The organism is Clostridium pabulibutyricum (assembly GCF_058242705.1).
This window is the reverse complement of the sequence record NZ_JBZAYZ010000003.1, coordinates 119802-144302: the sequence shown is the minus strand read 5'-3', so window position 1 is coordinate 144302 and position 24501 is coordinate 119802. Positions and strand designations below refer to the sequence as shown.

The following is a 24501-nucleotide window of genomic DNA, read 5'->3' as shown; positions in this document are numbered from 1 at the left end:
AGGAGAGTTTCTATGATAAACAGTGAATTGACAGTTTCATATCTCAGAGAAGGGTATAAGACAGGTGACTTTACTCCTGAGGACATATGCCGTGAAATTGTAAGGAGGGCGGAAGAAACCTCAAATATGAATATTTGGATAGTTCCACCTTCCATGGATTTTATTCAGGGATATCTGGAGAATTTAAAGCATCTCGACAGGGAAAAAGCTATGCTTTGGGGAATTCCATTTGCCATTAAAGATAATATTGATATGGAGAATATTCCTACAACTGCAGGGTGCAGCAGTTTCTCCTATGTACCGGAGGAGAATTCTACTGTTGTAGAACTTTTAATAAGTCAGGGAGCTGTTCCTGTTGGCAAAACCAATCTGGACCAGTTTGCCACAGGACTTGTTGGAACAAGAAGTTTGTTTGGTGAAACTAAAAATTACCTGAAGCCTGAACTTATAAGCGGAGGCTCAAGCTCGGGTTCAGCAGTCAGCGTAGCCATTGGACAGGCATCTTTTTCGCTTGGTACAGACACTGCAGGTTCTGGTAGAGTTCCTGCAGCACTCAACAATATTGTAGGATTCAAGCCAAGCCTTGGCGCAGTGTCTACCAGGGGAGTTGTGCCGGCTTGTGCCTCCCTTGACTGCATTGCAGTTTTTGCAAACAATCTGGAGGATGCCTCCCTTGCAGGGAAGGCCATGTGGAAGTACGATGAAAAATGTCCCTGGTCAAAAGATATTAATTCAATAGAAGAGAAGCTTCCAGGAAAGATATGTCTGCCGGATAGAAAGCTTACATTCTATGGTGACTATGCAGATGAATACAGACAGGGATGGGAAAGGTTTGTAAGAACTGTAGAGCAAATGAACATTCCTGTTGAATATATAGATTATTCAATGTTTTCAGAAGCGGCGTCCATATTATATGACGGTCCGTGGATTGCCGAGAGATGGGCGGATCTTGGAGAGTTTGTCATGAGAAGTGATGGATCCGACATGGTTCCTGTTACAGAGAGTATATTGAGAAGTGGAAACAAAGAGGAATTGAAAGCCGATTCCGTATTCAAGGCAATGCACCGTCTGGCAGAGATAAAATGCAGGGTAAGGGAGATATTGAAGGAAAGTATTTTACTGCTTCCAACTTGCGGAGGTACGTATACAAGAAAACAGGTGGACTTGGATCCTGTTAAAACAAACAGCAATATGGGGCTTTACACGAATCACTGCAATTTGCTTGAACTTTCCGCTCTGGCGTTTCAAACAGGTTTTGTGGATGAAAAAGTTCCATTTGGGGTTACGAGCTTTGCGCTTAGCGGAGAAGACGGGGTAAATATTGGATTTGCAAAAATGTGGCAGAACATGTATTTGAAGGACAAAATAGTCCCGATTGCCGTCTGCGGCCTGCATATGAGGGGTTTCAGCCTGGAAAAACAGATGAAGGATTTAGGCGCAAGGTTTAGGGAAGAGAGGCAGACTTCTAAAAATTATAAACTTATAAAGCTTCCAACAAATCCAATAAAACCCGGATTGATAAAAGTTTGCAAAAATGGAGAGAGCATAAAACTTGAAATATGGGATATGCCGAGAAGACAGCTTGGTAAATTTTTAGAGATGATACCCGAGCCTCTGGGGCTTGGAAAAGTGGAACTTGAAGACGGGTCGAGAGTTACAGGCTTTATTTGTGAAGGTTATATGGAATCAAAGAGCGAAGATATTTCACGATTCAAAAGTTGGAAAAATATATAGGATGTAAAAATAACGCCTTTAAATTGGAGGCGTTATTCAGCTTGTTAATAAATATATTTTTGGTATAATTATTTCTAATATTATATATGATATGAAAGAAGATTATATGAGTTTGTATGAAGATAAAGCATTAAAAGAGCTTGTAAAATGGAAAAGGGAAATGCAGGCTGAGCCGGGTTCCACAAATAAATTTGCAAAAAACATAGAGGACAAAATGAACAGCTTTATTCCCGAGAAGGTTCAGTCTTTAATATCAAAAGCTGTGGAAAACATGATAAAAGTAGTTATTGACGGATACAAATACAGCTCCTCGGTTAAGCCCACTTATAACATGAATCTGCAAAAAAGAGAAGAGCTTGTTGTAGAAAAAATGAAGGTCCACAGAAATATTGCATCGGCAAGCGGGGCTGGTACTGGAGCTTCCGGGTTGTTAATCGGCATGGCGGATTTTCCAATACTATTAACTATAAAGATGAAATTTTTATTTGATACGGCAGGTATATATGGATTTGACGCCAAGAGCTACAAGGAAAGGCTTTATATACTTTATGTATTTCAAATAGCTTTTTCAAGTCAAAAAAGAAGAAATGAAGTTTATAAAATAATTTCAAACTGGGAAGAATATTGCAAAAGTCTTCCGGAGGATAAGGACAGCTTTGACTGGAGGACATTTCAGCAGGAATACAGAGATTACATAGACATTGCAAAAACACTTCAGCTTGTTCCGGGACTTGGTGCGGTAGTTGGGGCATATGCAAATTACAGGCTTATGGAAAAGCTGTGCAGTACAGCTATGAATGCTTACAGACTCAGAGTGTTTAAAATAGAACAATGACAAATCATCTAGTTATTTATAGGTTTTATTTTCAAATATCTGCACAGGGCTTTAACAGTTTCATCTAAAATACGATTTCTGTCGATTGAACTTTTATAAAGAGAAATGTCGTCTACTACAGAATTTATAATAAGTGATGCAACTTCCGGGTCATAGAAGTAAACAGCCAAAATAAAAGTGCATTTATTCGCAAGCTGGCTATTGATATCTATGCCGTGAATGTTGAACTTGCGCATACTTGCCCGGAGGACTTTTTCACAATGAAGTCACAGCTTGTTGGATATTTAACGCTTGTGTTATTCGTGTTAATGCCAGGATATATGGGATCCTCTATGACACTATTAGGTATCAACATAGCATGGTTTATAGCATTGATGTCGTCCAACATTTTTATGACACAGGAAAAAATAACCTTAATCGCCTTTATGGTAATGTATTTTCTCCTTATCGTATTTCAGCATAAAATATTCAATTTTGAATGAATTAAGGCGCAGCTTTTTACGCTGCGCCTTAATTCATTCAAATACTTTTTTACTGAGGACTACCTAACTGCTGCTTTTTTATGGTGGATAAGTTAGCTGAATAAAGAAACAAATACCAAGGTAAGTGTACTTACAAGCTTGATCAAAACGTGGATTGATGGACCGGCAGTATCTTTAAATGGATCACCAACAGTGTCGCCGACAACGGCACCTTTGTGTGGTTCTGAATTCTTGCCGCCTAAATTTCCAAGTTCGATATATTTTTTAGCATTATCCCAGGCACCGCCGCCATTGTTCAGGAAAAGTGCCATTACAACGCCGGTTATAGTAACTACCATGAGAAAACCTGCAGCAGCTTCCTTGCCAAGGAGTACACCTACTATAATCGGAGCGCATATAGGTATAATTCCAGGAAGTATCATTTCTTTTAAAGCTCCTTTTGTAACTATATCAACGCATGTAGCATAATCAGGTTTTGATTTTCCCTCCATTATCCCTTCTATTTCTTTGAACTGTCTCCTAACTTCCATTATTACATATTGTGCAGCTTTGCCTACGGAACGTATAGCTGATGATGAAAAGATGAAAACAACCATGGCACCTAGAAATGCACCTATAAATACAGTACTTTTGCCTATATCTACTGCAAATACAGAATTGAGTGGTATGCCAAGTATAGTTTTGACCTGTTCTAGATATGCAAAGAATAATAGAAAGGTGGCAAGAGCGGCAGATCCTACGGCATATCCCTTAGTCAAAGCCTTGGTAGTATTTCCGCAAGCATCCAGCTTATCTGTTACAAGTCTTATTTTCTCTGGAGCACCGGACATTTCAACGATGCCGCCGGCATTGTCTGTTATAGGTCCGAAGGTGTCCATTGCAAGTATATAAGCACAGCTTGACAGCATTCCAACAGTAGCTACTGCAATTCCATAAAATCCGCCGTTTGCTATATTGGGAAGTGCAAATCCTCCTAGCTTGTATGAGAAAAATATAGTCAGAGAAACAGCAAGTACCGGCAGCGCGGTTGATTCCATTCCAACGGATATTCCTGTGATTATATTTGTTGCAGCACCTGTTTTTGAGGATTCAGCTATTGATTTAACCGGTCTGTATTTGTAGGAGGTATAGTAATCCGTAATCAGTACAAACACGTAGCTTAAGGCAACTCCACATATGGCACATAAGTAAAGCATGGAGTACCTTATATTCGAACCATCTGGAAGTGTACCGGACAGCATTGATTTTATGACAAAGAAGAGTAGTATTACATTCAAAATAGTTGTGACTATATATCCTCTATATAATGCAGTCATTGGATTATCGGTGTTGTCATCGGCTTTTACAAAGAATATGCCGACTATTGAAGATAATATTCCAACAGCTGCTGTAACTAGTGGAAATAAAATTCCTTTCCATCCAAAGACAGGATATAATGCAACTCCAAGTATCATGGCACCTATATTTTCTGCTGCAGTCGATTCAAAGAGATCGGCACCTCTTCCGGCACAGTCACCAACGTTGTCCCCAACAAGATCAGCTACAACTGCAGGGTTCCTTGGATCATCCTCTGGAATTCCAGCTTCAACTTTTCCAACAAGATCAGCTCCGACATCGGCAGCTTTAGTGTAAATGCCGCCTCCAAGCTGTGCAAAAAGGGCGACAAAAGATGCACCGAAGCCAAAACCTACTATTAAGGAAGGAGCTTCCTTTATTAAAGCTGCATTATTTGAAAGGCCGCCATAAAGCAAGAAAAGTATGGTTACACCTAAAAGAGATAGAGAAGTAACTGCAAGACCTGTAACTGAACCGCCTCTAAGTGCTATGGTAAGTGCAGAATTAAGTCCTTTTTTTGCACCGGCGGCAGCACGTATATTGGAGTTAACCGCCATATACATTCCTATGAATCCGGATGCACCTGAACATAGGGCGCCTATGACAAATGCAATTGAAATGTGCAGGGCACGGCTGCCTGCGTAAGCTGAATTTTTAGATAAATTTCCAAAATAGTTCGCTGCAAAAATTATAATGACAGCTAAAATTGCAAGAGAAAATATAGTTTTGTACTGCCTTTTTATAAACGCCATAGCACCTTCTTTGATTGCATTTGATATTTCCTGCATGTCTTTTGAGCCTTTTTCTTGTGAAAATATGAACCTGATTAGAAAAGCTATAACACACACAGCGATTAATATTGATAGGAAAATAACGCTTAAGTAAGAAAACATTAAAAAGACCTCCTTCTAAGGTAATTAAGCCAGGAATTTAATTAAATTCTCAACCTGTAAAAAGAAATATTTTGAATAGATAACGTACTTACTTATGGATATTTTTCATTAGATAAGAATAAAATATTGACTTTTGTATATTAATAATCCAGATATGACATGTTTATACTTCTAGCATATACCATATTTTTCAAAAATTCAATAGGAACTATTTCATAAATAATTAATACCATGATTATACATAAAAAATCATGGTATTAATCGGGTTAACTTATTTTCTTGATGAGTATCTTGCTAATTCTTTTTTCACTGCATTCAAGTATTACAAAATTGAAATTCTCATATGCAACTGAGTCCTCCGCCTTTGGGTATGACTTCAATTTGGAATAAACCCATCCGCCTATTGTTTCAATATTTTCAGGATCAATTTCTATGCCTATAAGTTTGTTTATGTCTTCTATGGAAACTTTGCCGTTTACAACATAGTTATTATCTGTAGTTTTTCTGATCTCGAATTCGTCCTTGTCAAATTCATCCTGGATTTCACCGACGATTTCTTCTAGGACATCTTCAATTGTTACAAGACCGGATGTGCCCCCAAATTCATCTATTACAATTGCCATTTGGGATTTACCCATTTTGAATATTTTAAGCAGTTCACCTATGGGAGTAAATTCCGGAATGAACTTAATTTCACGAATAATGTTTTTGATATCTTTATCATCACTTTCAATTTTCTGTCTGTAGAGATCCTTTATGTGTATGAATCCTACAATATTGTCCTTGCTGTCTTTACATACTGGATATCTTGTAAGGTGCTTTTTCAAGGTAAAGGAGATTATGTCGTCAAAAGAATCCTCTATAAATATACAGGTCATGTCAGTACGAGGGATCATTATTTCTTTCACATCTTTATCTGAAAAATCAAATATATTATCAACAAAGGTCAATTCGGTCTTATCAATCAAACCCTGGTTGTAACTGTTCTTGGCAAGTAATTTTATTTCCTCGTCTGTATGTGCAGTTTCATGTTCGTCAGTTTGTGAAATACCAAATAATTTCAATACTAAATTTGTACTATGGTTGAAAACCCACATTACGGGATATGTCAGCTTATAAAATGTAATAAGCGGCAGTGCCGTACGCATGGCTATTTTTTCCGCACTTATAATTGCAAGAGACTTTGGTGCAAGTTCACCGAGAACAATATGAAGTGCTGTTATGATTGAAAATGCTATTATAAATGAAATCGAGTATATTACAGCCTCGGGTATGTTTATAAACTTGAAAAGCGGTATTAAAATACGTGAGACTGTAGGTTCTCCAATCCATCCAAGTCCAAGGGACGCAAGTGTTATTCCAAGCTGACAGGCAGACAAGTATAGGTTCAAATTTTCTATAACTGTCAAAACATACTTTGCGCTTTTGTTTCCTTCTGCTGCAAGCGTTTCTATCCTGGATTTTCTAACCTTTACCATTACAAATTCTGTGGCCACAAAAAAACCGTTCATGAAAATAAGTAAAAACACAATGGTAGTATTTATAAAAATGCTCATATGTTTTTACCCCATTTCAATTTTTGTGTATTGGCATATTCAGGGTCTGGCTCTGATTGCATCTAATTATTCCTCCTCAAAGTATAAAATCTTTTTATTAAATATATTATCATATAATCGAAAATTTTCCTATATGCTGTGGTGCTGCATATGTATTATGTGAAAGGAGATGATATAGTGGCTGCTCAATCAACAAAAATGCAGACAGCACTGGTTTTAAAGTACAAGGATGGTGTAGATGGGGAAGGAAAGGATATTATAAAATCCCAAAAGTTTTCCAATGTGAAAACTTCTGCAACTGACGACCAGATTTATGGCACCGCCCTTGAGGTTCAAAAACTCACGGGAAAAGACATGGACGAAATTGTAAAAATAGACCAGAACAGCATAACTGGTTAATTTAAGAATGGGGAGATGATTTTAAGTGGAAAGATCGCTTGTAATGAATTTTTTAAATGAAAGCGGGCAGAAGGTTTCAGTGAAGGTGTCCAATGTGAAAGAAGGACTTAAGGAAGATGAGGTAAAAGCCTCCATGGAGGCAATACTGGGCTTCAACATATTCAAATACAAGTCCGGAGACATGAAGACAGTTGATTCTGCACACATTGAAGAGATTGAAACCATAGAGCTTAATATCAAATAGGAAACAGGGGGTGTACATTTTGTGCACCCTTTTTGCGTACTTTTCCAAATAAATAAAAGATTTTTCAAAAAAGCCGTTACTAAAAACCGTTCTAGAAGGTTTTATATAGTGATAAAGTAATAAAATGTAAGTATATATATATTTTAGTAAAAAGGAAGGAGGTGCAGATTGGAGATGGGTAATTTGATAAAAGAGATTATAGACAGCCGGGAAGATATGTGTGACATGATTGAAGAATATATTTTGAATACAGCAAGAAACGTATACAGAGAGTATATTTTTGAGAGATGCGGCTGCATGTATGAAGAAGATGTGATCTTTGAATGTATTGAAAAATTCATGGTCTATGAAGAAAAGCTGAGAGGCAGCACTCCCGCCCAGCTGAAGCTATATATAAGGAAGATTGTAAACAGTGTTGTATCTGAATATGTTAGAAATTTTATAAAACTTGATAAATTGAATTTTATGACCTCGGGAGACGAATATGTAATTGAATATCTTGAAAACAAGTTTGAGAAAACGTGTACAATTGAAAACGCCCTTGTGGATAAAATTTATCTTGAAAAGTTCATTGAGGAACTCAAGCTCTCGAGAAAGGAGAGACAGCTCTTTGAATGTTTCAGAATATACGGAAATATAAGAGACTGCTGCGAAGTGAACAAACTTAGCTACAATGCTGCCAAGCAGATGCTGTATAGAATAAGAATAAAGGCCAGACGAAAGATTGAGAGGGATTATTAAAATAGGGTTAGGGGGAGATAATTTGTATAGGGAATATTTGCTTTGTGACCTGATTGATCTGGCAAAAGATGAAAATATGGATGCTATGGAGGAGATATGCAGACGTTTTGAGTGTCTGGCGATAAAACTGTGCAGGAGGACATACATAAGGGGCTGGGAAATGAATGACCTTATGCAGACTGTGAGTATGGCACTTATAAAGGCGGTGAAGATGTATAAAAATTGTGGGACAAGCTTTCCATCTTATGCAGCATCTGCCATGAGGCGGGAGCTTTATTATAGAATAAGAAGCACTATGAGCAAACCAAGCTGCTGCAGCATATATGCAGGCCATGATAATGGAGAGGATTTTTTTGATGCTTTTGAAATAGAGGATAAGAACTGCTGTATTGAAGAAGATTTTGTACATTCGGAGAAAATAGAATTTTTGAAGGAAGCTGTTTTAATGCTGCCTGAAAAAGAAAGAGACCTTATAGTGGAATGTTTTTTTCATGAAATGAGCCTTAAAGAGTATTCTAAGAAGAAAGGCATGAGCTACAGAAATGCAGGTTATATAAAGAAGAAGGCACTTTCCAGGCTCAGAAGTATTTTTGACAAAAAATATTAATTTGTTAACATTTTTAGAAGGAAAATTATAGTTATTGTAGAAGTATAAAGATAAGTGTAATATTTACAGGCTAAAATTGGAGTTATCGGTAATTAAAGATATTATAGTATTTGACGATAATAACATAAACCATTTTTAGCGTATTTGTAAAATAATTGGAGGTATGATCATGAAGAAAAACAACAAAAAATTTCTGTCAGCATGTGGAGTTGCAACACTGGTTGCTTCAACTGTAGTTCCAGCAACGGCTGCAAAGGCTGCAAGTGTAGACAGATTAGGCGGTTCAGACAGATATGAGACAGCAGCTGCCGTTTCAAAATCAGGTTGGACTAGTTCAGATTATGTAGTAATTGCAAATGGAGACAGTTATTCAGATTCCCTATGTGCTGTTCCTCTTGCAAAATCAAAGAATGCTCCTATACTTTTGACACAGGGAAATTCACTTAATTCCACTACGCTTTCAGAACTTAAAAGATTGAATGCAAAGCATGTAATTATAGTAGGTGGAACAGGAGCAGTTACAGAAGGAGTTGCAAATTCGATAAAATCGAAAGTAACTTCAAATGTGGAGAGATATGGTGGAGCAGACAGGTTTGAAACTTCGGTAAAGGTTGCAAGTCAGCTCAGTTCTGCAACAGGTGTATTTGTTGCAAACGGACTTAATTTCCCGGATGCTCTTTCAGCAGCACCAGTAGCTGCAATAAAGGGACAACCTATAATACTTACAAGATCAACTGCACTTCCAGATTCTGTATCAAGTTATATAAAGGGAAATTCAAAGATAACAAAATCATATCTTGTAGGCGGAACAGGAGTTGTAACAGATTCTGTATTCAACAGCCTTCCAGGAGCTGAGAGATACGGAGGATCGGACAGATATGAGACAAATAAAGATGTTATAGAGGCTTTCAAGGGAAGCTTGAATTTCGACAAGGTATATGTAGCACGTGGAGATGATTTCCCTGATTCTCTTACAGGTGGTTCTCTTGCTGCAAAGAACAAGAGTGCTCTTGTTATAACTGCAACAGGTTCTGCAAGCGAGTATACAAAGAGCATATTCAAAAATCTTTTGAACAAGAATACGAAGATAACAGCTCTTGGTGGATCAGCAGTACTTTCAGACTCAATATTGTCAAATCTTGAAGATTCGATAAGCAAGTCTGGATCAAGCGGCGGATCAAGTTCAAGCGGTGGATCATATACAACTGATCCAAATAATGAAACTCAGGAAGCTATAAATAAAATAGGAAAAGATAAAATTGAAAAAGAATTGACAGATGCTTTAGGTGATTATTTTGATGTATCAGTGAATAGTGATTCTATTAATTTGAAAAATAAAAAAGATGTAGAAACCCCTAAAGGAGTATTTGATGAAATAGTTAACGACTATAATTTAAGTAAAGATTCTACAGAGAAAGAAAAACAGGTAGCTATTGATAAGGCTACTACTAAATTAGACAATTCTTATAATCTGGCAGAAAAGCACATTGATGATATAACTACTGGAAGCGGTAAGAATTTTGAGGAAGTTTTAGGTGATCTTAAGGATCCTTCCAATACAGATTTGAAGGATAAGTATAAAGAATATATTACTACAGAAGATGGCAAATATAAGATAGATACTACTAAGCTTGCTGAAGACATAATTAACAAGGCTATAGATAATAATGAGTATGATAAGTTTGTAGAAAGTTTAACTGATGGTATTAAGGCAAATATTACAGAAAAGAGTAATTCTCCTAAGATAAGGTATACTTATACTGATAGTAAGACTGGTAATAAACTTATTGCAACAATAGTTAGAATAGGTAAAGGTACCGGTGATTTATATAATTCCGATGATTCTAGACTTACTAATATTGATAGATTGTTAGAACTTTCTACAATTGGTGGATCTTATAAGGTATATGATGGAACATCAGATGAATATGTAGTTGTTACAGTAAAATAAACTTAACAAAACCCACCCGGGAATTATTTCCCGGGTTTTTTACTGACTAAAAATAGTTTATGTAGTATTCTATAAGTATAATTTTAATTTCAGAAGAATTTTTACAGGGAGGTAAAAACATGAACAGAAAAAAATTGATAACAAATGTCGCACTTGCTCTTGTACTTGCGTCGTCTTCCATATTCGTGGCACCTGAAAGAGCTTCGGCGGAAACTGCAAGGCTTGGAGGAGCAAACAGATATGAAACTTCCGTTGCCGTATCCAAAAGTGGATGGACAAGTTCTAAATATGTAATACTTGCAAACGGTGAGAGCTATGCAGATGCCCTTTGCGCAGCACCCCTTGCAAAAAAGTTGGATGCACCGATACTTCTTACACCGAAAAATACGCTGGATTCCAGTGTCAAGTCGGAAATTGCGAGACTCAAGGCGACTGATGTTATAGAAATGGGTGGAACAGGGGTTATATCCTCCTCAGTTGAAAATCAGCTGAAAGGCATGTCTGTAAAAGTTGAAAGAATAGGCGGAAGTGACAGGTATCAAACCTCAATATATGCAGCAGAGAAGCTTGGAAGTATAAAGGATGTAGTAATTGCATCAGGAGAGGGATATGCAGATGCACTTTCTATTGCACCGGTAGCTGCAGCAAAAGGATATCCAATACTTCTGACTTCAAAAAATTCGGTACCGAAATCCGTGCAAAACTACATAGACAAAAACAAGGCTTCCATAGAAAAATCCTATATAATAGGAGGTGAAGGTGTAATATCCGGAAAGTCCGTAGCTGGCATTGGTTCCAGTACGAGAATATACGGCAGTGACAGGTACGAAACAAATGTAAGTGTAATTGACTATTTTAAAAATGACATGAAATTTGACAAAGTATATCTGGCGTATGGAAATGGATTTGCAGATGCCCTTGCATCTTCTTCAATAGCAGCTAAAACATCTTCTCCAGTATTTCTTGCATATAAAACGCTTAATAAAAATACTGCTGAATTCATGAAGTCAAATTTGTCTTCAGATTCCAAAATAGTTGCAGTTGGTGGTACGGCCTCTGTTTCGAATTCTCTTTTGACTGAAGCCCAAAATGCGGCACAAGGAAAGATATCCGGCGGTTCTTCAAGTGGCGGAAGTTCATCTTCAAGTGATATAGATGCCCTTAAATCAGCATCTTCAAAAATCAAAGCCATGGATTTATCTGGACTTGATGCTAAACAAAAACAGATAATTTCAGATATGACATCAACTATAGACAAATATACCAGTGATACAAGCTATAATTATAAAGATGATGTCAACAAAGTAAAAAGTGAATATAATTTACTTTCCAATGATAAGCAGAATCAGCTTAAGGACAAACTTGTCAACTCGTCTAAAATGAGTATTTCCGAGATGATCAAGTTGAAGGAAAAGTTTGATATTTAATTTGAGGTGAAAATATGAAAAGAAGAAGAACAATTTCGGTTGCAGTGTTAAGTGCGTTGTTTCTGTCTTTTTCCATGACGGTTTTGCCAAGAAATGCATCTGCATCCATGGTGAGATTCGGCGGCAATAATAGATATGAAACTTCATCTGCTGTTTCGGAAGGAGGTTGGGGAACTTCGGACTATGTTGTAATTGCAAGCGGGGAAAGCTATGCAGATGCTCTTTGTGCAGCACCTCTTGCAAAAAAAGATGATGCCCCGATACTTCTTACGGAAAGTGCAAGCTTGAACAGTTCTATTGCTTCTGAGATAAAGAAACTGGGTGCCAAAAATGCTGTAATTGTTGGTGGAACAGGAGCAGTTTCCGAAAAAGTTGAAAAATCTCTAAAAGACATGGGAATCTCGGTAAGCCGTGTCTCTGGAAAAGACAGGTATGAAACTTCAATCGCTGTTGCAAAACAGATGGGGACATATTCCGGAAAGGTTGTACTTGCATCCGGTGAAGGGTATGCAGACGCTCTTTCAGTTGCATCACCTGCTGCAAGCCAGGGAATACCAATACTCCTGACATCTAAAAATTCTCTGCCGGATCCTGTAAAAAAATATGTTGATGACAATAAAACTTCAATAAAGAGTACATATGTCATAGGTGGAGAAGGTGTCATATCGGAAAATGCAGCCTCATCCATGCCGTCGCCTGTAAGACTTGGCGGAAAAGACAGATATGAAACCAACGTTAAAATAATGTCCTACTTTAAAATAAGCATGAATTTCAATAAAATTTATGTGGTAAAAGGCAACGGCCCGGATGGAAACGAATATGCAGATGCACTTTCAGCTTCGGCGCTTGCGTCAAAAACTGCATCACCTGTAATGCTTGTATACAATACCCTGCCATCGGTTACTGAAGGTTTTATAAAGGCAAATGTACCTAGTAGTGCGTATGTAATCGGGATAGGTGGAAGAGTGGCCGTATCGGATGCACTTTTGAGTTCTGTTCAGAAGGTTGTATCAAATAGCTCAGATAGTGCATCAGACAAAGAAATTGAAGAACTTACATCTGTATCTTCAAAATTCAAGACAATTGCAGCATCTGTAAATAGTGAAAATGAGAAGAATTTTCTTCTTGGAATGTCGTCTGTAATAGACAAGGCAGTTCAATCAGAAAATCTTGATTCAAGTTTTGAAGAAGATATGAATTCCATGGGAAAACTTCTTGAAAATCTCTCAGACAGTGAGCAGGTGGATATTTACAATAAAATCTCGGGTGATACGGAACTTATGAATGAGCTTCAGGATTTGAAAGACACCTAAGGACTTTACGGAATTTGAATATAATTATATATAAACAGGGACTGCAGGAGGTTAAAAATGTTTTAGCTTTTTGCAGCCCTTTTGATTTAATAATAATTGAAAAAATGTTATAATAATGTATATTACATATGATTAGGAGTAGAATATGACGAAATCTAAAAAGAAATTTAAAAAAGTGTTGATTGTTGTAATTATCCTCGTTGCAGCCGCAGCAGCGGTATTTTGTTCACTTTTATTTTCGAATTCTTCCTATAGCCTTAAACAGTATAAATCTTTTGGCGAATTGTTCGATAAAATAGTAGAAGCACAAAAAGGTACGGGTACTGTCGAGCTGAATGAAAATGAACTTAATGGAATTCTGTCACCGTTTCTTCAAAAAAGCAGAAACTTTAAAGGCATCACTGTAAAAGGTGAAAATATCAAGATAGGTCAGAAATCCCTGGACTTTTATGTTCCAATAAGTTTCAAGGGAATTGATATGCTTGCATCCACCTCTGGAAGGGTCTACCTTGACGGAAGCAATATAGTATATTCACCTGAGTATTTCAAGGTTGGAAAGATAAATCTTCCAAAGAGTTATGTAATTGAAAAGTTATCTGGAAAATTAGGGAACAATGTAAAAGTTGAAGATGAGAAGTTTGTAATATCAAAGAGTATTTTACCGGTGGATATAGATAATATTGAAGTGAGTCAGGGAAAACTTGTTGTGAAAATTAACAAGGCAGGTTTTGAAAAGATTCAGAAATATATAAATGGTTCGATTTCAGGCGGAGAATCAGAAAACACCGGAGTGGATGCAGCTAGTCAGGAAAGTACAGGAGAATCTGCAAAAGATAATGGAAGTGCTGGAAGTCAGGACAGCAGTTCACAGTCGGAGCAGACTATAGCCTCTGAAATTGTGTCTGCTGTAAACAGTAAAGACAAATCTCGACTTGAGGCTCTTCAGCCTGAGTACAATAAGCTGTCCGAGGCGGGAAAAGCCCGTGTGAAAGCTGCTGTAGTTTCCGGGATTGGTCCTGAAAAATTAAAACAAATACAAGAAAAATACGGTAATTAGCAAATCAGGGGGTAACAAATGGAAGACGAAACAACACTGGATTTAAGAGATTTTTTTTACATACTGAAAAAGAGATTGAAACTTATACTTTGTATAACACTTGGATGCACCATAGTTTCAGGAGTTGTCAGCTTTTTTGTGATAAAACCAACCTATGAAGCGTCCTCTACAATAATAGTTGGAAAGCCAAATGGAAACCAGAAGACGGACAACAATGATGTAATGATGTACCAGAATCTTGTAAAAACATATACACAGATTGCAGAGTCCAATTCAGTTGCTGAGAGCACAATTAAAAAACTTGGCGGGGATATAACCTTGGACAAACTTGAAAAAATGGTTTCGGTTGAAGCTGAAAGTGGAACACAGATACTTACTATAAAAGCCGACAACAAAAGTCCGGCGCAAGCTGTAAAAATCGTAGATACTATGGCTGAATCTTTTATAAATGAGAGCAAAAGGGTTTATCCTACAGGCGGCGATATACAGATTGTAGACAGGGCACAGTATCCGGACAAACCTGTAAAACCAAAAAAAGCGCTTAATGTTGCAATTGCATTTTTCCTTGGACTTCTTGTTTCTGTGGGATTTGCATTCTTACTTGAGTATTCGGACAATACAATAAAGACCGAAGATGATGTTTCAAAATATCTTGGACTTCCTGTAATAGGGGTAATACCTAAGATGACAGATAGCCAGAGATAAGGAGGCTTTTCCATGATTGACATGCATATTCATCTTCTTCCGGGAGTTGATGACGGATCAAAGTCCATGGAGGAAACCGAAAGAATGCTTGACATTATTGAAAAGGATGGCATTCGTGATGTAATAGCCACGCCGCACTTTTACAGAGGTTATTATCAGAAGACCAGATGCGAAATTGACAAGCTTGTGGAAGAAGTCAATAACCTTTTAAAAAAAAGGAAAAGCCACATAAAGCTGCATTCGGGACAGGAGATATTCATAGACAACAAAACACTTGAGGAGTATGAGAGTGGAAATATAGGAACACTTGCAGGTACGGACTACATGCTTGTTGAATTTCCAATGACGACACTTCCAAAAGATGGTTTTGAAATCATATATGAACTTAAGATAAAGGGTGTAAAACCTATTATGGCTCATCCTGAGAGGTACAGATACATAATTGAAAAACCCGACCTTGCAAACAGGTTTCTCGATGAGGGATGTTTTCTGCAGATAAATTCAGGGAGCATTTTGGGAAGATTCGGCAGCAGTGTAAAAAGGACTGCGCAGCTTCTTGTGAAAAATGGGGTGTGCAGTTTTATAGGTTCTGATGCACATTCGACTGAAAAGAGGCCGCCAGGACTTTCAGAAGCCATGGAAGCGGTTTCCAAAATAGATGCTTCAGTTTCAAAAAGGCTTGAGGAAAACGGACGAATACTTCTTGAAAATGGCACCATTGAACCATGCAGTGAAAGAATACAGGCAAAGAAGAAATTATTTAGCTTTTTCAGAAAATAACATAGGATAATGGAGTGAATGTAATGCAGAAAGCAGATCTTATTACTATAAAAGACCCTAAGGCGCCTATTTCAGAGGCTTATAGAACACTTAGGACTAATATACAGTTTTCTTCTTTCGATAAAAAGATACAGACAATAATGCTGACAAGTTCGGGACCGGGAGAAGGAAAATCAACTACGGCATCAAATCTTGCAGTTGTAATGGCAGAATCAGGTGCAAATACGATAATAATAGATTGTGACCAGAGAAAGCCAAGGCTGCACAAAGTTTTTCTGACATCAAACCAGACAGGCCTTTCAGATGTACTTGCAGGAAAAGAAAAATTTGAAGATGCAGTAAAGGATGTTGGAGTTCCAAATTTAACTCTCCTTACATCGGGAACAAGGCCTCCGAATCCTGCGGAGCTTATGGCTTCAAGGAAGATGGGAAAATTTATAGAAGAACTCAAGGAAAGATTTGAATACATAATAATAGATACTCCGCCTGTAATTGCAGTTACAGATGCACAGCTTTTGTCAAGATATGCAGATGGATGTCTGCTTGTACTTGCATCATCTCAGGTAGACAGGGAGGCTGCAATGAAGGCAAAGCAGCTGCTTGAAAAGGTGAATGCAAACATTTTAGGTACGGTTCTAAACAAGCTGGAGGTAAAGGAAAAAGGGTATTACGGCTATTATTATTACTATGATGATGGTGGAAGCAAGCATAAAAAACACAGAAAAAAGTAATAAATATTATGAAAGTATGTACAATTTAATAATATTGTTACATTTCAGTTAACAAAGCATCAATATTATGTATGAATTACATTGCATATTATGGAAATTAGCATTATAATGGGAAAAAGAGTTGAAATAGGGGGAATTATTTTGACTGAGGTGGAAAACAACCAACTTCAAGACGAAGAGTATTTGGATGCGCGAGAAATATATCCAAAGGATATTGAACTTCAGGAAGATGTCTATGAAGATTTCAAGTATAAGTACAAAAAAGGATTATTTTATAATTTTTTTAAGAGAAGTATGGATATAGTATGTTCTATTCTTGGGATAGTTGTTCTTTCTCCGGTTATGATTTTAGTTTCGATTGCCATAAGGCTTGATTCTCGGGGCAAAGTTATATTTTCTCAGGAAAGAGTGGGACTTGACGGGAAATTATTTAGAATGTATAAGTTCAGATCAATGATAGTAAATGCGGAAGATCTTCTGGAAAAGCTTAAAAACAAAAATGAAATGACAGGTCCCATGTTTAAGATGAAGGAAGATCCACGGGTTACAAAGGTTGGAAAGTTTATAAGAAGGACAAGCATTGACGAGCTGCCTCAGCTTTTCAATGTTTTAAAGGGTGAAATGTCACTTGTAGGCCCGAGACCAAATCTTCCGATGGAGGTTACAAAGTTCAATTCCAATCAAAGAAGAAAGCTTCTTGTGAAGCCTGGGCTGACATGCTACTGGCAGGTAATGGGCAGGAGTAATGTTGATTTTGAAAGGTGGATGGAACTTGACATAAAGTACATAAAGGAGAGAAGTACTTTGACGGACTTGAAGCTTATATTCAAAACTTTATCGGTTTTTTTTGGTGATGATGGTGCGAGATAGGAGGAGTATTTATGTTGTGTGCGCTTGTAATGGCAGGAGGAAAGGGAGAGAGATTCTGGCCTCTTTCTACGGATGAAAAACCAAAGCAATTTTTAAAACTTCTTGGAAAAAAGACCATGATACAGATGACAGTGGAGAGGCTTCTGCCTCTTTTGGAAATAGAGAAGATATTTATCGTTACTGCAAAGAGATATGTTTCCCTTATAAAGGAACAGCTTCCAGGGCTCCCCGAGGAAAATATAATTGTTGAACCTGTTGGAAGAAATACTGCACCCTGCATTGCACTTTCTGCTTTTTACATAGAAAAAAAATACAAGGATGCATCAATTGTTGTCCTTCCATCGGATCATCTTGTTGTAAATCCAGGGACATTTAGGGATGTTGTCAAGTTTGGATATGAGTATGTAAACAAAGCACTTAAAAATGCTGTTGTTACAATTGGAATAAGGCCTGACAGACCTGAAACAGGCTATGGATATATAAAGTACAACAGTGATTCCATCCTGTGGGAGAATGGACTTCGTGAAGTTGCACTTTCACTTGAAAACAAAAAAGACGAATTGAATGTGTATAAGGTTGAGAGATTTGTTGAGAAGCCTGATAAAAAAAAGGCCGCAGAGTATATTTCAAAAGGAAATTATCTGTGGAACTGCGGTGTATTCATATGGAAGTGCAGTAGTGTAATAGAGCTTACTAAAAAATATCTCGAAAATACATACAATATTCTGAACGATATATTCAATTCTAATACATCTTCATTTGAAAATGAACTTGAAAAAAGATACCAGACTGTGGACAACATTTCTGTAGATTATGGGATAATGGAAAAAGCGGAGGATATATATGTAGTTCCGGCGGATTTCGGATGGGATGATATAGGAACGTGGTATGCTGTTGAGAGATATAGGGAAAAAGACAAAGACAATAATGTGTACATAGGTGATATAAAAAGTGTTGGAAGCAGCAATAATATTGTATATTCCAAGGAAAAACCAATTGTGGTTGTTGGAATGGAGGATGTGTTTGTTGTTGAAAGCGATGATATAATTTTTGTGGGAAAAAAGAGAGATATTGAGAAGATAAAAGATATTAAGAAGAATGTTACAGATTGAGTGGATTAGCTTATGAATAAATTTAGAATGAAGTTTCTTAATACAAGTATAGATAATGTTACTATGGACGAAGCATTAAAAGAGATAGACAAGATTATCAATAGTGATGGATATCACTATGTTGTTACTCCAAATGTTGATCATATAGTAAAACTTGAACATGATAGTGAATTTAAGAAAGTATATGAAAATGCAGATTTGATTTTGACTGATGGAAAACCACTTATTTGGATTGCTAAAATGCTAAAGACACCGATAAAAGAAAAAGTATCAGGATCAGATTTATTCCCTAAAGTTTGTGATCTAGCGGCCCAAAAGAAGTATACAATTTTTTTATTAGGTGCATCCAAGGGTGTTGCTTATAAAGCGTCAAGAAATTTAATCAATAAGTACAAAGGTTTAAATATAGTGGGAACTTTTTCACCAGATTATGGATTTGAGGAAGATCCACAACAAATAAAAGAAATAGTTAATATAATAAATAGTTGCAAGCCTGATATTTTAGCAGTAGGATTTGGTGCACCTAAGCAGGAAAAATTTATATATAAATATAAGGATATTTTAAAGGTACCAATATCTTTAGCTATAGGAGCTTCTATTGATTTTGAAGCTGGAAATGTAAAAAGAGCTCCTATTTGGATGCAAAGGTGTGGTCTAGAGTGGTTTTATAGATTTTTAAAAGAGCCACGAAGGATGTTTAAAAGGTATTTTATTGATGATATGAAAATTGTAAAATTATTTTTAAAGTATAAAAAGTATAAAGATTAATTTTGAATGGATTGATAATATGATCATAGGTTTAGATTTATTATTTTTAAGAAAAAAATTAGATGGAAGAGGAAGATATGCAATTAATTTGATAGAAAATTTACAAAATGTTGATTCAGAGAATACATATATTGTATTCTTGAATTCAGAGAGTTATAACTTAATAAAAATAAAAAAACACAATTTTCAAAAGGTACTATATATGAAAGGAAAGTATAAATTTTATAAAAGAATAGTTTATCAAAATAGACTATATTTTAAACCAAATAAATTTAAATTGGATATGATTCATATTTTAGATCCTACTCTAATTTTGTATACACATATTCCATTAATTCTAACGGTTCATGATTTAATAGAATATAATATCAAATGGAAGTATGATAAATTAAGAGTATTTTATAGAAAATATCTAATGCCTGTAGGAATTAGATATAATATAAGATATGTAATAACTGTTTCAAATAGTACAAAAAACGATATAAAAAAATATTGGCCTAGATTGAATTGCAAGTTTAAAAATATATATTTAGGTGTTGATGATAAATTTTTTTGCAATGAATCTGAACACAATGTTATAAAAAAGTATGATTTACCAAACGAAAAATACTTGTTATATGTGGGAAATTTAGAACCCGGGAAAAATATAAATACATTATTAAAATCTTATGAATTATATAAAAAAGATGGGGGAAATAAGAAACTGGTTATTGTTGGAAGCAAAAAGTGGCTCTATTCACCAATTCTTAAATGTATAGATCAAAATCTATTTAAAAAGGATATTGTTTTAACTGGCTATGTAGATGATGATGATTTACCAGCTGTGTATAAACATGCCTATTTGTTTATTTATCCTTCGTATTATGAAGGATTTGGTTTACCAAATTTAGAAGCTATGTCTCAAGGAATACCAATAATTTCTTCCAATGTATCTTCAATTCCAGAAGTTGTTAATCACATTGGTATATTAATTAATCCATATGATGCGGAAAGTATTAAAAATGCGATATTTAAATATGAAAAAAATAAATTGTTTTATGATAAAATTAGATATTTATCTGAGATTAGAGCTAAAGAGTTTAGGTTTATTGATACTGCAACTAATACAATATCTGTATATGAAGAAGTTTATAATAATTATTTAAAAGGTGATAATTAATGACGTTTCTTAATAAAAGAACTATACTATTGTTTTTTATATTTATAACTCCATTGATAGATATAATTTATACATTAACTAATGTTATATGTGATACTAATTTACATATCAATCAATTAATTAGAGTAATATTTATTATATATTTTATAAATGATATAAAGGAATTGAATCATATAATTTATATAATTTTCTTAACATTTTTCCTATTAGTTGGTGGACTATACTTTTATTTAAATAATTTTGGTATTAGTATGGTTGACAATTTGTCATATATATTAAAGATAGAATTTTTAATTGTTGTACTCTTTGATTTTATAAAATATTTAAAAAATGGAATAATTAGCATTGATGATATATGTAAAACCATATCAATATCAACTGTATTTATAAGTATATCAATTCTAGGTTCATATGTATTTAAGATAGGATTACAAACATATGGAACTTTAGGAAGAGGTGGCAATAAAGGCTTTTTTGTTGCACAGAATGCTATATCAGCTGTTATAATTATGACATTACCAATATGTTTTTATTGTTTAATAAATTTCAAGAAAGTTAAATATAAGTTTATATTTATATTTAACTTAATTTCATCAGCTATTATTGGGACCAAGGTTGCATTAATAGGGGGAATAGCTATAACTATTATTTGTATATTTATATATAATAAAATTTTTAAATTAACATATAAAAAACTAATGTTTTATTTTGTTATAATAATTTTTATGGCGGGCTTATTATTACTTTTATCTAAAATTATAAACAAATTTTATATTGATCAATCATATTTATTTAACAAGTCTGAAAATATATGGAGTTATATATTAAGTAATAGAAATCAAGAAATAGATTATGCGAAAAAGACTATAAGTAACTCTAAGTATAGTAAAATTTTTATTATATTATTTGGATTTGGTTATTCATACGGTAACGATTTGCTACTCAAAAGTAATAGTTTTTTTGAAACGATAGAAATGGATATATATGGGCTAATATATTATTCCGGTATAATTAGTACAATTATGATTTTATATGTATTATTAAAAAATATTATTAAATTATTATTTAATAATACAAAGATATTAACATTATTAAAAAGTACTTTATTACTATCATCGATTATTGGATTTATTATATCGACATTAGGTGGACATGTAATATTTGAGGCGATTTCAGGAACTTATTTTGCTTTGATTTTAGCTATGTGTGGGTATATATCTGATTGTTGTTATGCTAATAATTAATTGTAATATTAGGGAGTATATTATGAAAATTTTAATAATTAATGATTTGTTAATATGTGGTGGAGCGGAAATTCAAAGTAGACGAGAAAAGATGATATTGGAATCCCAGGGACATAAGGTTTATTTATTAACATTTGATAATAATTTTCCCATAGGAGATTCTTTTTATAATGAAGATAATGGTTTTATTAATATACCTATTATTAATAGAGGAGTTAAAAAAATTAAAAGAAAACTATTTTTGGATAAGGATTTATTTTATAAAGTAACAAGTATTTTAAATAAAATTAATCCAGACATTATACATATAAATAATTTTTATTTAGCTCCAATTACTCAGTATAAATCTCTAAGTGGTTTTAAAACGGTACAAACTATAAGAGATTATTCAGCTGTATGTCCCTTAAGTACATGTATATATGAAGATTATAATATTTGTAATGGTGTAAAGTATAATAATTGTATATTAAGATGTAAAAAATATAAAATTTTCATGAAAAAATATATGTATAACACAACATACAAGTTGAGGAAAAAATACATTAATAAATTTATATGTCCTAGTGAAAAGCTGACAGAATATTGTAGAGATCATGAATATAATATTGAATGCATAAATAATCCATTTGATTTTACAAAATTAATTGGATTTAATAAAACACTTAATTATAATATAAAAACATATATGTATTATGGAGCTGTAAATGAAGAAAAAGGAATATTTAAATTATTAGAAGCGTTTAATATATTTTCAAGAGATAAGAATGTACAGCTTTTTATTGCTGGTAGTGTAGATAAATATAACTTTAGAAAATTAAATACATATTTACAGAGTAGTAACAAAATAAAGTACTTGGGATTTTTAAATTATGATAAAATAATTGAAATATTGAAGAAAATTTATAGTGTAATAGTACCATCACTTTGGATGGAGAATTATCCTAATACAGTCTTAGAAGCGATGTGCACGGAATCTCTGGTCTTAGGTAGTAATAGAGGTGGAATACCTGATATGTTAAAAGATGATAAAGGAATTATATTTGATATTTTAAACACTCAAGATATTATTGATGCTTTGGAAAAAAGTTATAATATGAATATCATACAGTATAAGAATATTGTGAGTAATGCTAAGAAGTACGCAATTTATAATAATAACATTGATAAATATTATGAAAGGCTAATTGGCTGTTTTAATAATGTGATTAACAGTAATTAGAAAGGGGAATTATAGGTGAATAAAATTGCAATAATTGGTACTGGATATGTAGGATTAGTTAGCGGTACATGTTTAGCCGACTTTGGTATGGAAGTTACATGTGTAGATAATAATAAAAACAAAATAAACAATTTAAATAATAGACAAGTTCCTATATATGAACCTGGCCTGGCTGAACTTGTTGAGAGAAATTCATATTATAAAAGATTAAAGTTTACAACTGACATAAAAGAAGCAGTTGAAGAAAATGAGGTCATATTTATTGCTGTAGGAACTCCGCCTTCAGAGGACGGTAGTGCTGATTTGCATTATGTATCAGATGTTGCAAAAGATATAGCAAAATATATGAATGACTATAAAATTATAGTTGACAAGTCTACAGTACCTGTTGGAACTGGACAAAAGGTAAAACAAATTATAAAGAAAGAACTAAATAAAAGAGGACAAAATTATGATTTTGATGTTGTATCCAATCCAGAATTTCTGAGAGAGGGAGCAGCAATACGTGATTTTACGCATCCAGATAGAGTTGTTGTAGGTGCCGAATCTGAAAAGGCTATAAATATTATGAAGGAAGTTTATAGAGTTTTGTATATTAATGAAACTCCATTCTTGATTACTAATATAGAAACTGCAGAACTTATAAAATATGCTTCTAATGCATTTTTAGCGACTAAAATATCGTTTATAAATGAGCTAACAGGACTTTGTGAAAAAATTGGAGCGGATATACAACATGTATCTAAGGCTATGGGTATGGATAAGAGAATAGGACCAAAGTTTTTACATTCAGGTCCCGGGTATGGTGGAAGTTGTTTTCCAAAAGATACTCGTGCTCTTGTTAAAATAGGAGAACACTATGGATGTAATTGTTCGATAGTTAAAGCTACTATAGAAGCAAATGAAAGTCAAAAATTGAGAATGGTAAATAAAGTTTTAGATGCAATGAAGATCATAAATAATAAAACAATTGCAATTTTAGGATTATCTTTTAAACCTGAAACGGATGATATGAGAGAGTCTCCATCACTTGTAATTATAAGAGAATTGGTAAAATATGGAATAAACATAAAAGCTTATGATCCTCAAGCCTATAAAGAAGCTAAATGGAGATTTAAGGATATAGAAGATAAAATTCAATATTGTAGTGATGAATATTCTGCCGTAGAGGGATCAGATGCATTTATGATTTTAACAGAATGGAATCAATTTAGAAATTTAGATTTATCTAAAATAAAGAATTTAATGAAAGATAAGTATTTTTTTGATTTTAGGAATATATACAATTCAGAAAAAATGAAAAAACTGGGTTTTAAATATGTATCTATAGGAAGGTAAA

23 protein-coding genes are annotated in these 24501 nt (G+C 34.4%); 20 read left to right on the top strand and 3 right to left on the bottom strand.

Annotated elements, in window-relative coordinates:
• Positions 1 to 12: 12 nt before the first annotated feature.
• Complete coding sequence (atzF, locus tag AC4CVH_RS05825) at positions 13 to 1734, top strand: allophanate hydrolase (RefSeq protein ID WP_490786808.1); 1722 nt, start codon at positions 13 to 15, stop codon at positions 1732 to 1734.
• 106 nt (positions 1735 to 1840) lie between these two features.
• Entirely contained in the window at positions 1841 to 2569 is a 729-nt protein-coding gene (locus AC4CVH_RS05820; RefSeq protein WP_490786807.1) for an EcsC family protein, read from the top strand.
• A gap of 8 nt (positions 2570 to 2577) precedes the next feature.
• Here AC4CVH_RS05820 and AC4CVH_RS05815 read toward each other — a convergent pair whose 3' ends face one another.
• The 3 genes from AC4CVH_RS05815 to AC4CVH_RS05805 form a co-directional block, all read right to left on the bottom strand.
• Positions 2578 to 2805, bottom strand: coding sequence for a hypothetical protein (locus tag AC4CVH_RS05815; RefSeq protein WP_490786806.1), 228 nt, complete (start codon positions 2803 to 2805; stop codon positions 2578 to 2580).
• A 338-nt stretch (positions 2806 to 3143) separates the two neighbouring features.
• Entirely contained in the window at positions 3144 to 5279 is a 2136-nt protein-coding gene (locus AC4CVH_RS05810; RefSeq protein WP_490786805.1) for a sodium-translocating pyrophosphatase, read from the bottom strand.
• Between the two features lie 266 nt (positions 5280 to 5545).
• Entirely contained in the window at positions 5546 to 6835 is a 1290-nt protein-coding gene (locus AC4CVH_RS05805) for a hemolysin family protein (RefSeq protein WP_490786804.1), read from the bottom strand.
• Between the two features lie 150 nt (positions 6836 to 6985).
• Between AC4CVH_RS05805 and AC4CVH_RS05800 the strand changes: the two genes are divergently transcribed.
• From AC4CVH_RS05800 to AC4CVH_RS05715, 18 genes are all read left to right on the top strand, one after another.
• Positions 6986 to 7234, top strand: a complete 249-nt coding sequence (locus tag AC4CVH_RS05800; RefSeq protein WP_490786803.1) for a DUF1659 domain-containing protein — start codon at positions 6986 to 6988, stop codon at positions 7232 to 7234.
• A 25-nt stretch (positions 7235 to 7259) separates the two neighbouring features.
• Positions 7260 to 7478: a DUF2922 domain-containing protein gene (locus tag AC4CVH_RS05795; RefSeq protein ID WP_490786802.1), complete on the top strand. Its 219-nt coding sequence runs from the start codon at positions 7260 to 7262 to the stop codon at positions 7476 to 7478.
• A gap of 174 nt (positions 7479 to 7652) precedes the next feature.
• Positions 7653 to 8219, top strand: coding sequence for a hypothetical protein (locus AC4CVH_RS05790; RefSeq protein WP_490786801.1), 567 nt, complete (start codon positions 7653 to 7655; stop codon positions 8217 to 8219).
• Between the two features lie 22 nt (positions 8220 to 8241).
• A complete protein-coding gene (locus AC4CVH_RS05785) occupies positions 8242 to 8826 on the top strand; it encodes a sigma-70 family RNA polymerase sigma factor (protein ID WP_490786800.1) in 585 nt (194 codons plus the stop codon).
• Positions 8827 to 8995: 169 nt separating this feature from the next.
• Positions 8996 to 10777: a cell wall-binding repeat-containing protein gene (locus AC4CVH_RS05780; protein WP_490786799.1), complete on the top strand. Its 1782-nt coding sequence runs from the start codon at positions 8996 to 8998 to the stop codon at positions 10775 to 10777.
• A 119-nt stretch (positions 10778 to 10896) separates the two neighbouring features.
• Positions 10897 to 12204 carry a cell wall-binding repeat-containing protein gene (locus AC4CVH_RS05775; RefSeq protein WP_490786798.1) on the top strand — a complete coding sequence of 436 codons (1308 nt, stop codon included), beginning with the start codon at positions 10897 to 10899 and terminating at the stop codon, positions 12202 to 12204.
• 14 nt (positions 12205 to 12218) lie between these two features.
• Positions 12219 to 13517, top strand: a complete 1299-nt coding sequence (locus tag AC4CVH_RS05770; protein WP_490786797.1) for a cell wall-binding repeat-containing protein — start codon at positions 12219 to 12221, stop codon at positions 13515 to 13517.
• A gap of 145 nt (positions 13518 to 13662) precedes the next feature.
• Positions 13663 to 14574: a hypothetical protein gene (locus tag AC4CVH_RS05765; RefSeq protein ID WP_490786796.1), complete on the top strand. Its 912-nt coding sequence runs from the start codon at positions 13663 to 13665 to the stop codon at positions 14572 to 14574.
• 18 nt (positions 14575 to 14592) lie between these two features.
• On the top strand, positions 14593 to 15279 hold the full coding sequence (locus AC4CVH_RS05760; RefSeq protein WP_490786795.1) for a YveK family protein: 687 nt from the start codon (positions 14593 to 14595) through the stop codon (positions 15277 to 15279).
• A 12-nt stretch (positions 15280 to 15291) separates the two neighbouring features.
• Positions 15292 to 16059 carry a tyrosine-protein phosphatase gene (locus tag AC4CVH_RS05755; protein ID WP_490786794.1) on the top strand — a complete coding sequence of 256 codons (768 nt, stop codon included), beginning with the start codon at positions 15292 to 15294 and terminating at the stop codon, positions 16057 to 16059.
• A gap of 23 nt (positions 16060 to 16082) precedes the next feature.
• Positions 16083 to 16790, top strand: a complete 708-nt coding sequence (locus tag AC4CVH_RS05750; RefSeq protein WP_490786793.1) for a CpsD/CapB family tyrosine-protein kinase — start codon at positions 16083 to 16085, stop codon at positions 16788 to 16790.
• 141 nt (positions 16791 to 16931) lie between these two features.
• Entirely contained in the window at positions 16932 to 17660 is a 729-nt protein-coding gene (locus AC4CVH_RS05745) for a sugar transferase (protein WP_490786792.1), read from the top strand.
• Positions 17661 to 17671: 11 nt separating this feature from the next.
• Positions 17672 to 18772, top strand: a complete 1101-nt coding sequence (locus AC4CVH_RS05740) for a mannose-1-phosphate guanylyltransferase (RefSeq protein WP_490786791.1) — start codon at positions 17672 to 17674, stop codon at positions 18770 to 18772.
• A 12-nt stretch (positions 18773 to 18784) separates the two neighbouring features.
• Positions 18785 to 19540, top strand: a complete 756-nt coding sequence (locus tag AC4CVH_RS05735; RefSeq protein ID WP_490786790.1) for a WecB/TagA/CpsF family glycosyltransferase — start codon at positions 18785 to 18787, stop codon at positions 19538 to 19540.
• A 19-nt stretch (positions 19541 to 19559) separates the two neighbouring features.
• Positions 19560 to 20699 (top strand): glycosyltransferase family 4 protein, encoded by a 1140-nt coding sequence (locus AC4CVH_RS05730; RefSeq protein ID WP_490786789.1) that lies wholly within the window; start codon positions 19560 to 19562, stop codon positions 20697 to 20699.
• Entirely contained in the window at positions 20699 to 21943 is a 1245-nt protein-coding gene (locus AC4CVH_RS05725) for an O-antigen ligase family protein (RefSeq protein WP_490786788.1), read from the top strand. Before AC4CVH_RS05730 ends, AC4CVH_RS05725 begins: the two co-directional genes overlap by 1 nt.
• Positions 21944 to 21965: 22 nt before the next feature.
• Positions 21966 to 23162, top strand: a complete 1197-nt coding sequence (locus tag AC4CVH_RS05720; protein WP_490786787.1) for a glycosyltransferase family 4 protein — start codon at positions 21966 to 21968, stop codon at positions 23160 to 23162.
• 15 nt (positions 23163 to 23177) lie between these two features.
• Positions 23178 to 24500: a UDP-glucose dehydrogenase family protein gene (locus AC4CVH_RS05715; protein ID WP_490786786.1), complete on the top strand. Its 1323-nt coding sequence runs from the start codon at positions 23178 to 23180 to the stop codon at positions 24498 to 24500.
• Position 24501 lies beyond the last annotated feature (1 nt).

What these genes read in the sequence shown, in the direction of transcription:
- AC4CVH_RS05720 (WP_490786787.1), top strand. Translation starts at nt 21,966, where the DNA reads ATGAAAATTTTAATAATTAATGATTTGTTAATATGTGGTGGAGCGGAA.
- atzF (WP_490786808.1), top strand. Translation starts at nt 13, where the DNA reads ATGATAAACAGTGAATTGACAGTTTCATATCTCAGAGAAGGGTATAAG.
- AC4CVH_RS05735 (WP_490786790.1), top strand. Translation starts at nt 18,785, where the DNA reads ATGAATAAATTTAGAATGAAGTTTCTTAATACAAGTATAGATAATGTT.
- AC4CVH_RS05760 (WP_490786795.1), top strand. Translation starts at nt 14,593, where the DNA reads ATGGAAGACGAAACAACACTGGATTTAAGAGATTTTTTTTACATACTG.
- AC4CVH_RS05800 (WP_490786803.1), top strand. Translation starts at nt 6,986, where the DNA reads ATGTATTATGTGAAAGGAGATGATATAGTGGCTGCTCAATCAACAAAA.
- AC4CVH_RS05740 (WP_490786791.1), top strand. Translation starts at nt 17,672, where the DNA reads ATGTTGTGTGCGCTTGTAATGGCAGGAGGAAAGGGAGAGAGATTCTGG.
- AC4CVH_RS05780 (WP_490786799.1), top strand. Translation starts at nt 8,996, where the DNA reads ATGAAGAAAAACAACAAAAAATTTCTGTCAGCATGTGGAGTTGCAACA.
- AC4CVH_RS05805 (WP_490786804.1), bottom strand. Translation starts at nt 6,835, where the DNA reads ATGAGCATTTTTATAAATACTACCATTGTGTTTTTACTTATTTTCATG.
- AC4CVH_RS05765 (WP_490786796.1), top strand. Translation starts at nt 13,663, where the DNA reads ATGACGAAATCTAAAAAGAAATTTAAAAAAGTGTTGATTGTTGTAATT.
- AC4CVH_RS05730 (WP_490786789.1), top strand. Translation starts at nt 19,560, where the DNA reads ATGATCATAGGTTTAGATTTATTATTTTTAAGAAAAAAATTAGATGGA.
- AC4CVH_RS05815 (WP_490786806.1), bottom strand. Translation starts at nt 2,805, where the DNA reads ATGCGCAAGTTCAACATTCACGGCATAGATATCAATAGCCAGCTTGCG.
- AC4CVH_RS05750 (WP_490786793.1), top strand. Translation starts at nt 16,083, where the DNA reads ATGCAGAAAGCAGATCTTATTACTATAAAAGACCCTAAGGCGCCTATT.
- AC4CVH_RS05790 (WP_490786801.1), top strand. Translation starts at nt 7,653, where the DNA reads ATGGGTAATTTGATAAAAGAGATTATAGACAGCCGGGAAGATATGTGT.
- AC4CVH_RS05810 (WP_490786805.1), bottom strand. Translation starts at nt 5,279, where the DNA reads ATGTTTTCTTACTTAAGCGTTATTTTCCTATCAATATTAATCGCTGTG.
- AC4CVH_RS05725 (WP_490786788.1), top strand. Translation starts at nt 20,699, where the DNA reads ATGACGTTTCTTAATAAAAGAACTATACTATTGTTTTTTATATTTATA.
- AC4CVH_RS05755 (WP_490786794.1), top strand. Translation starts at nt 15,292, where the DNA reads ATGATTGACATGCATATTCATCTTCTTCCGGGAGTTGATGACGGATCA.
- AC4CVH_RS05820 (WP_490786807.1), top strand. Translation starts at nt 1,841, where the DNA reads ATGAGTTTGTATGAAGATAAAGCATTAAAAGAGCTTGTAAAATGGAAA.
- AC4CVH_RS05770 (WP_490786797.1), top strand. Translation starts at nt 12,219, where the DNA reads ATGAAAAGAAGAAGAACAATTTCGGTTGCAGTGTTAAGTGCGTTGTTT.
- AC4CVH_RS05775 (WP_490786798.1), top strand. Translation starts at nt 10,897, where the DNA reads ATGAACAGAAAAAAATTGATAACAAATGTCGCACTTGCTCTTGTACTT.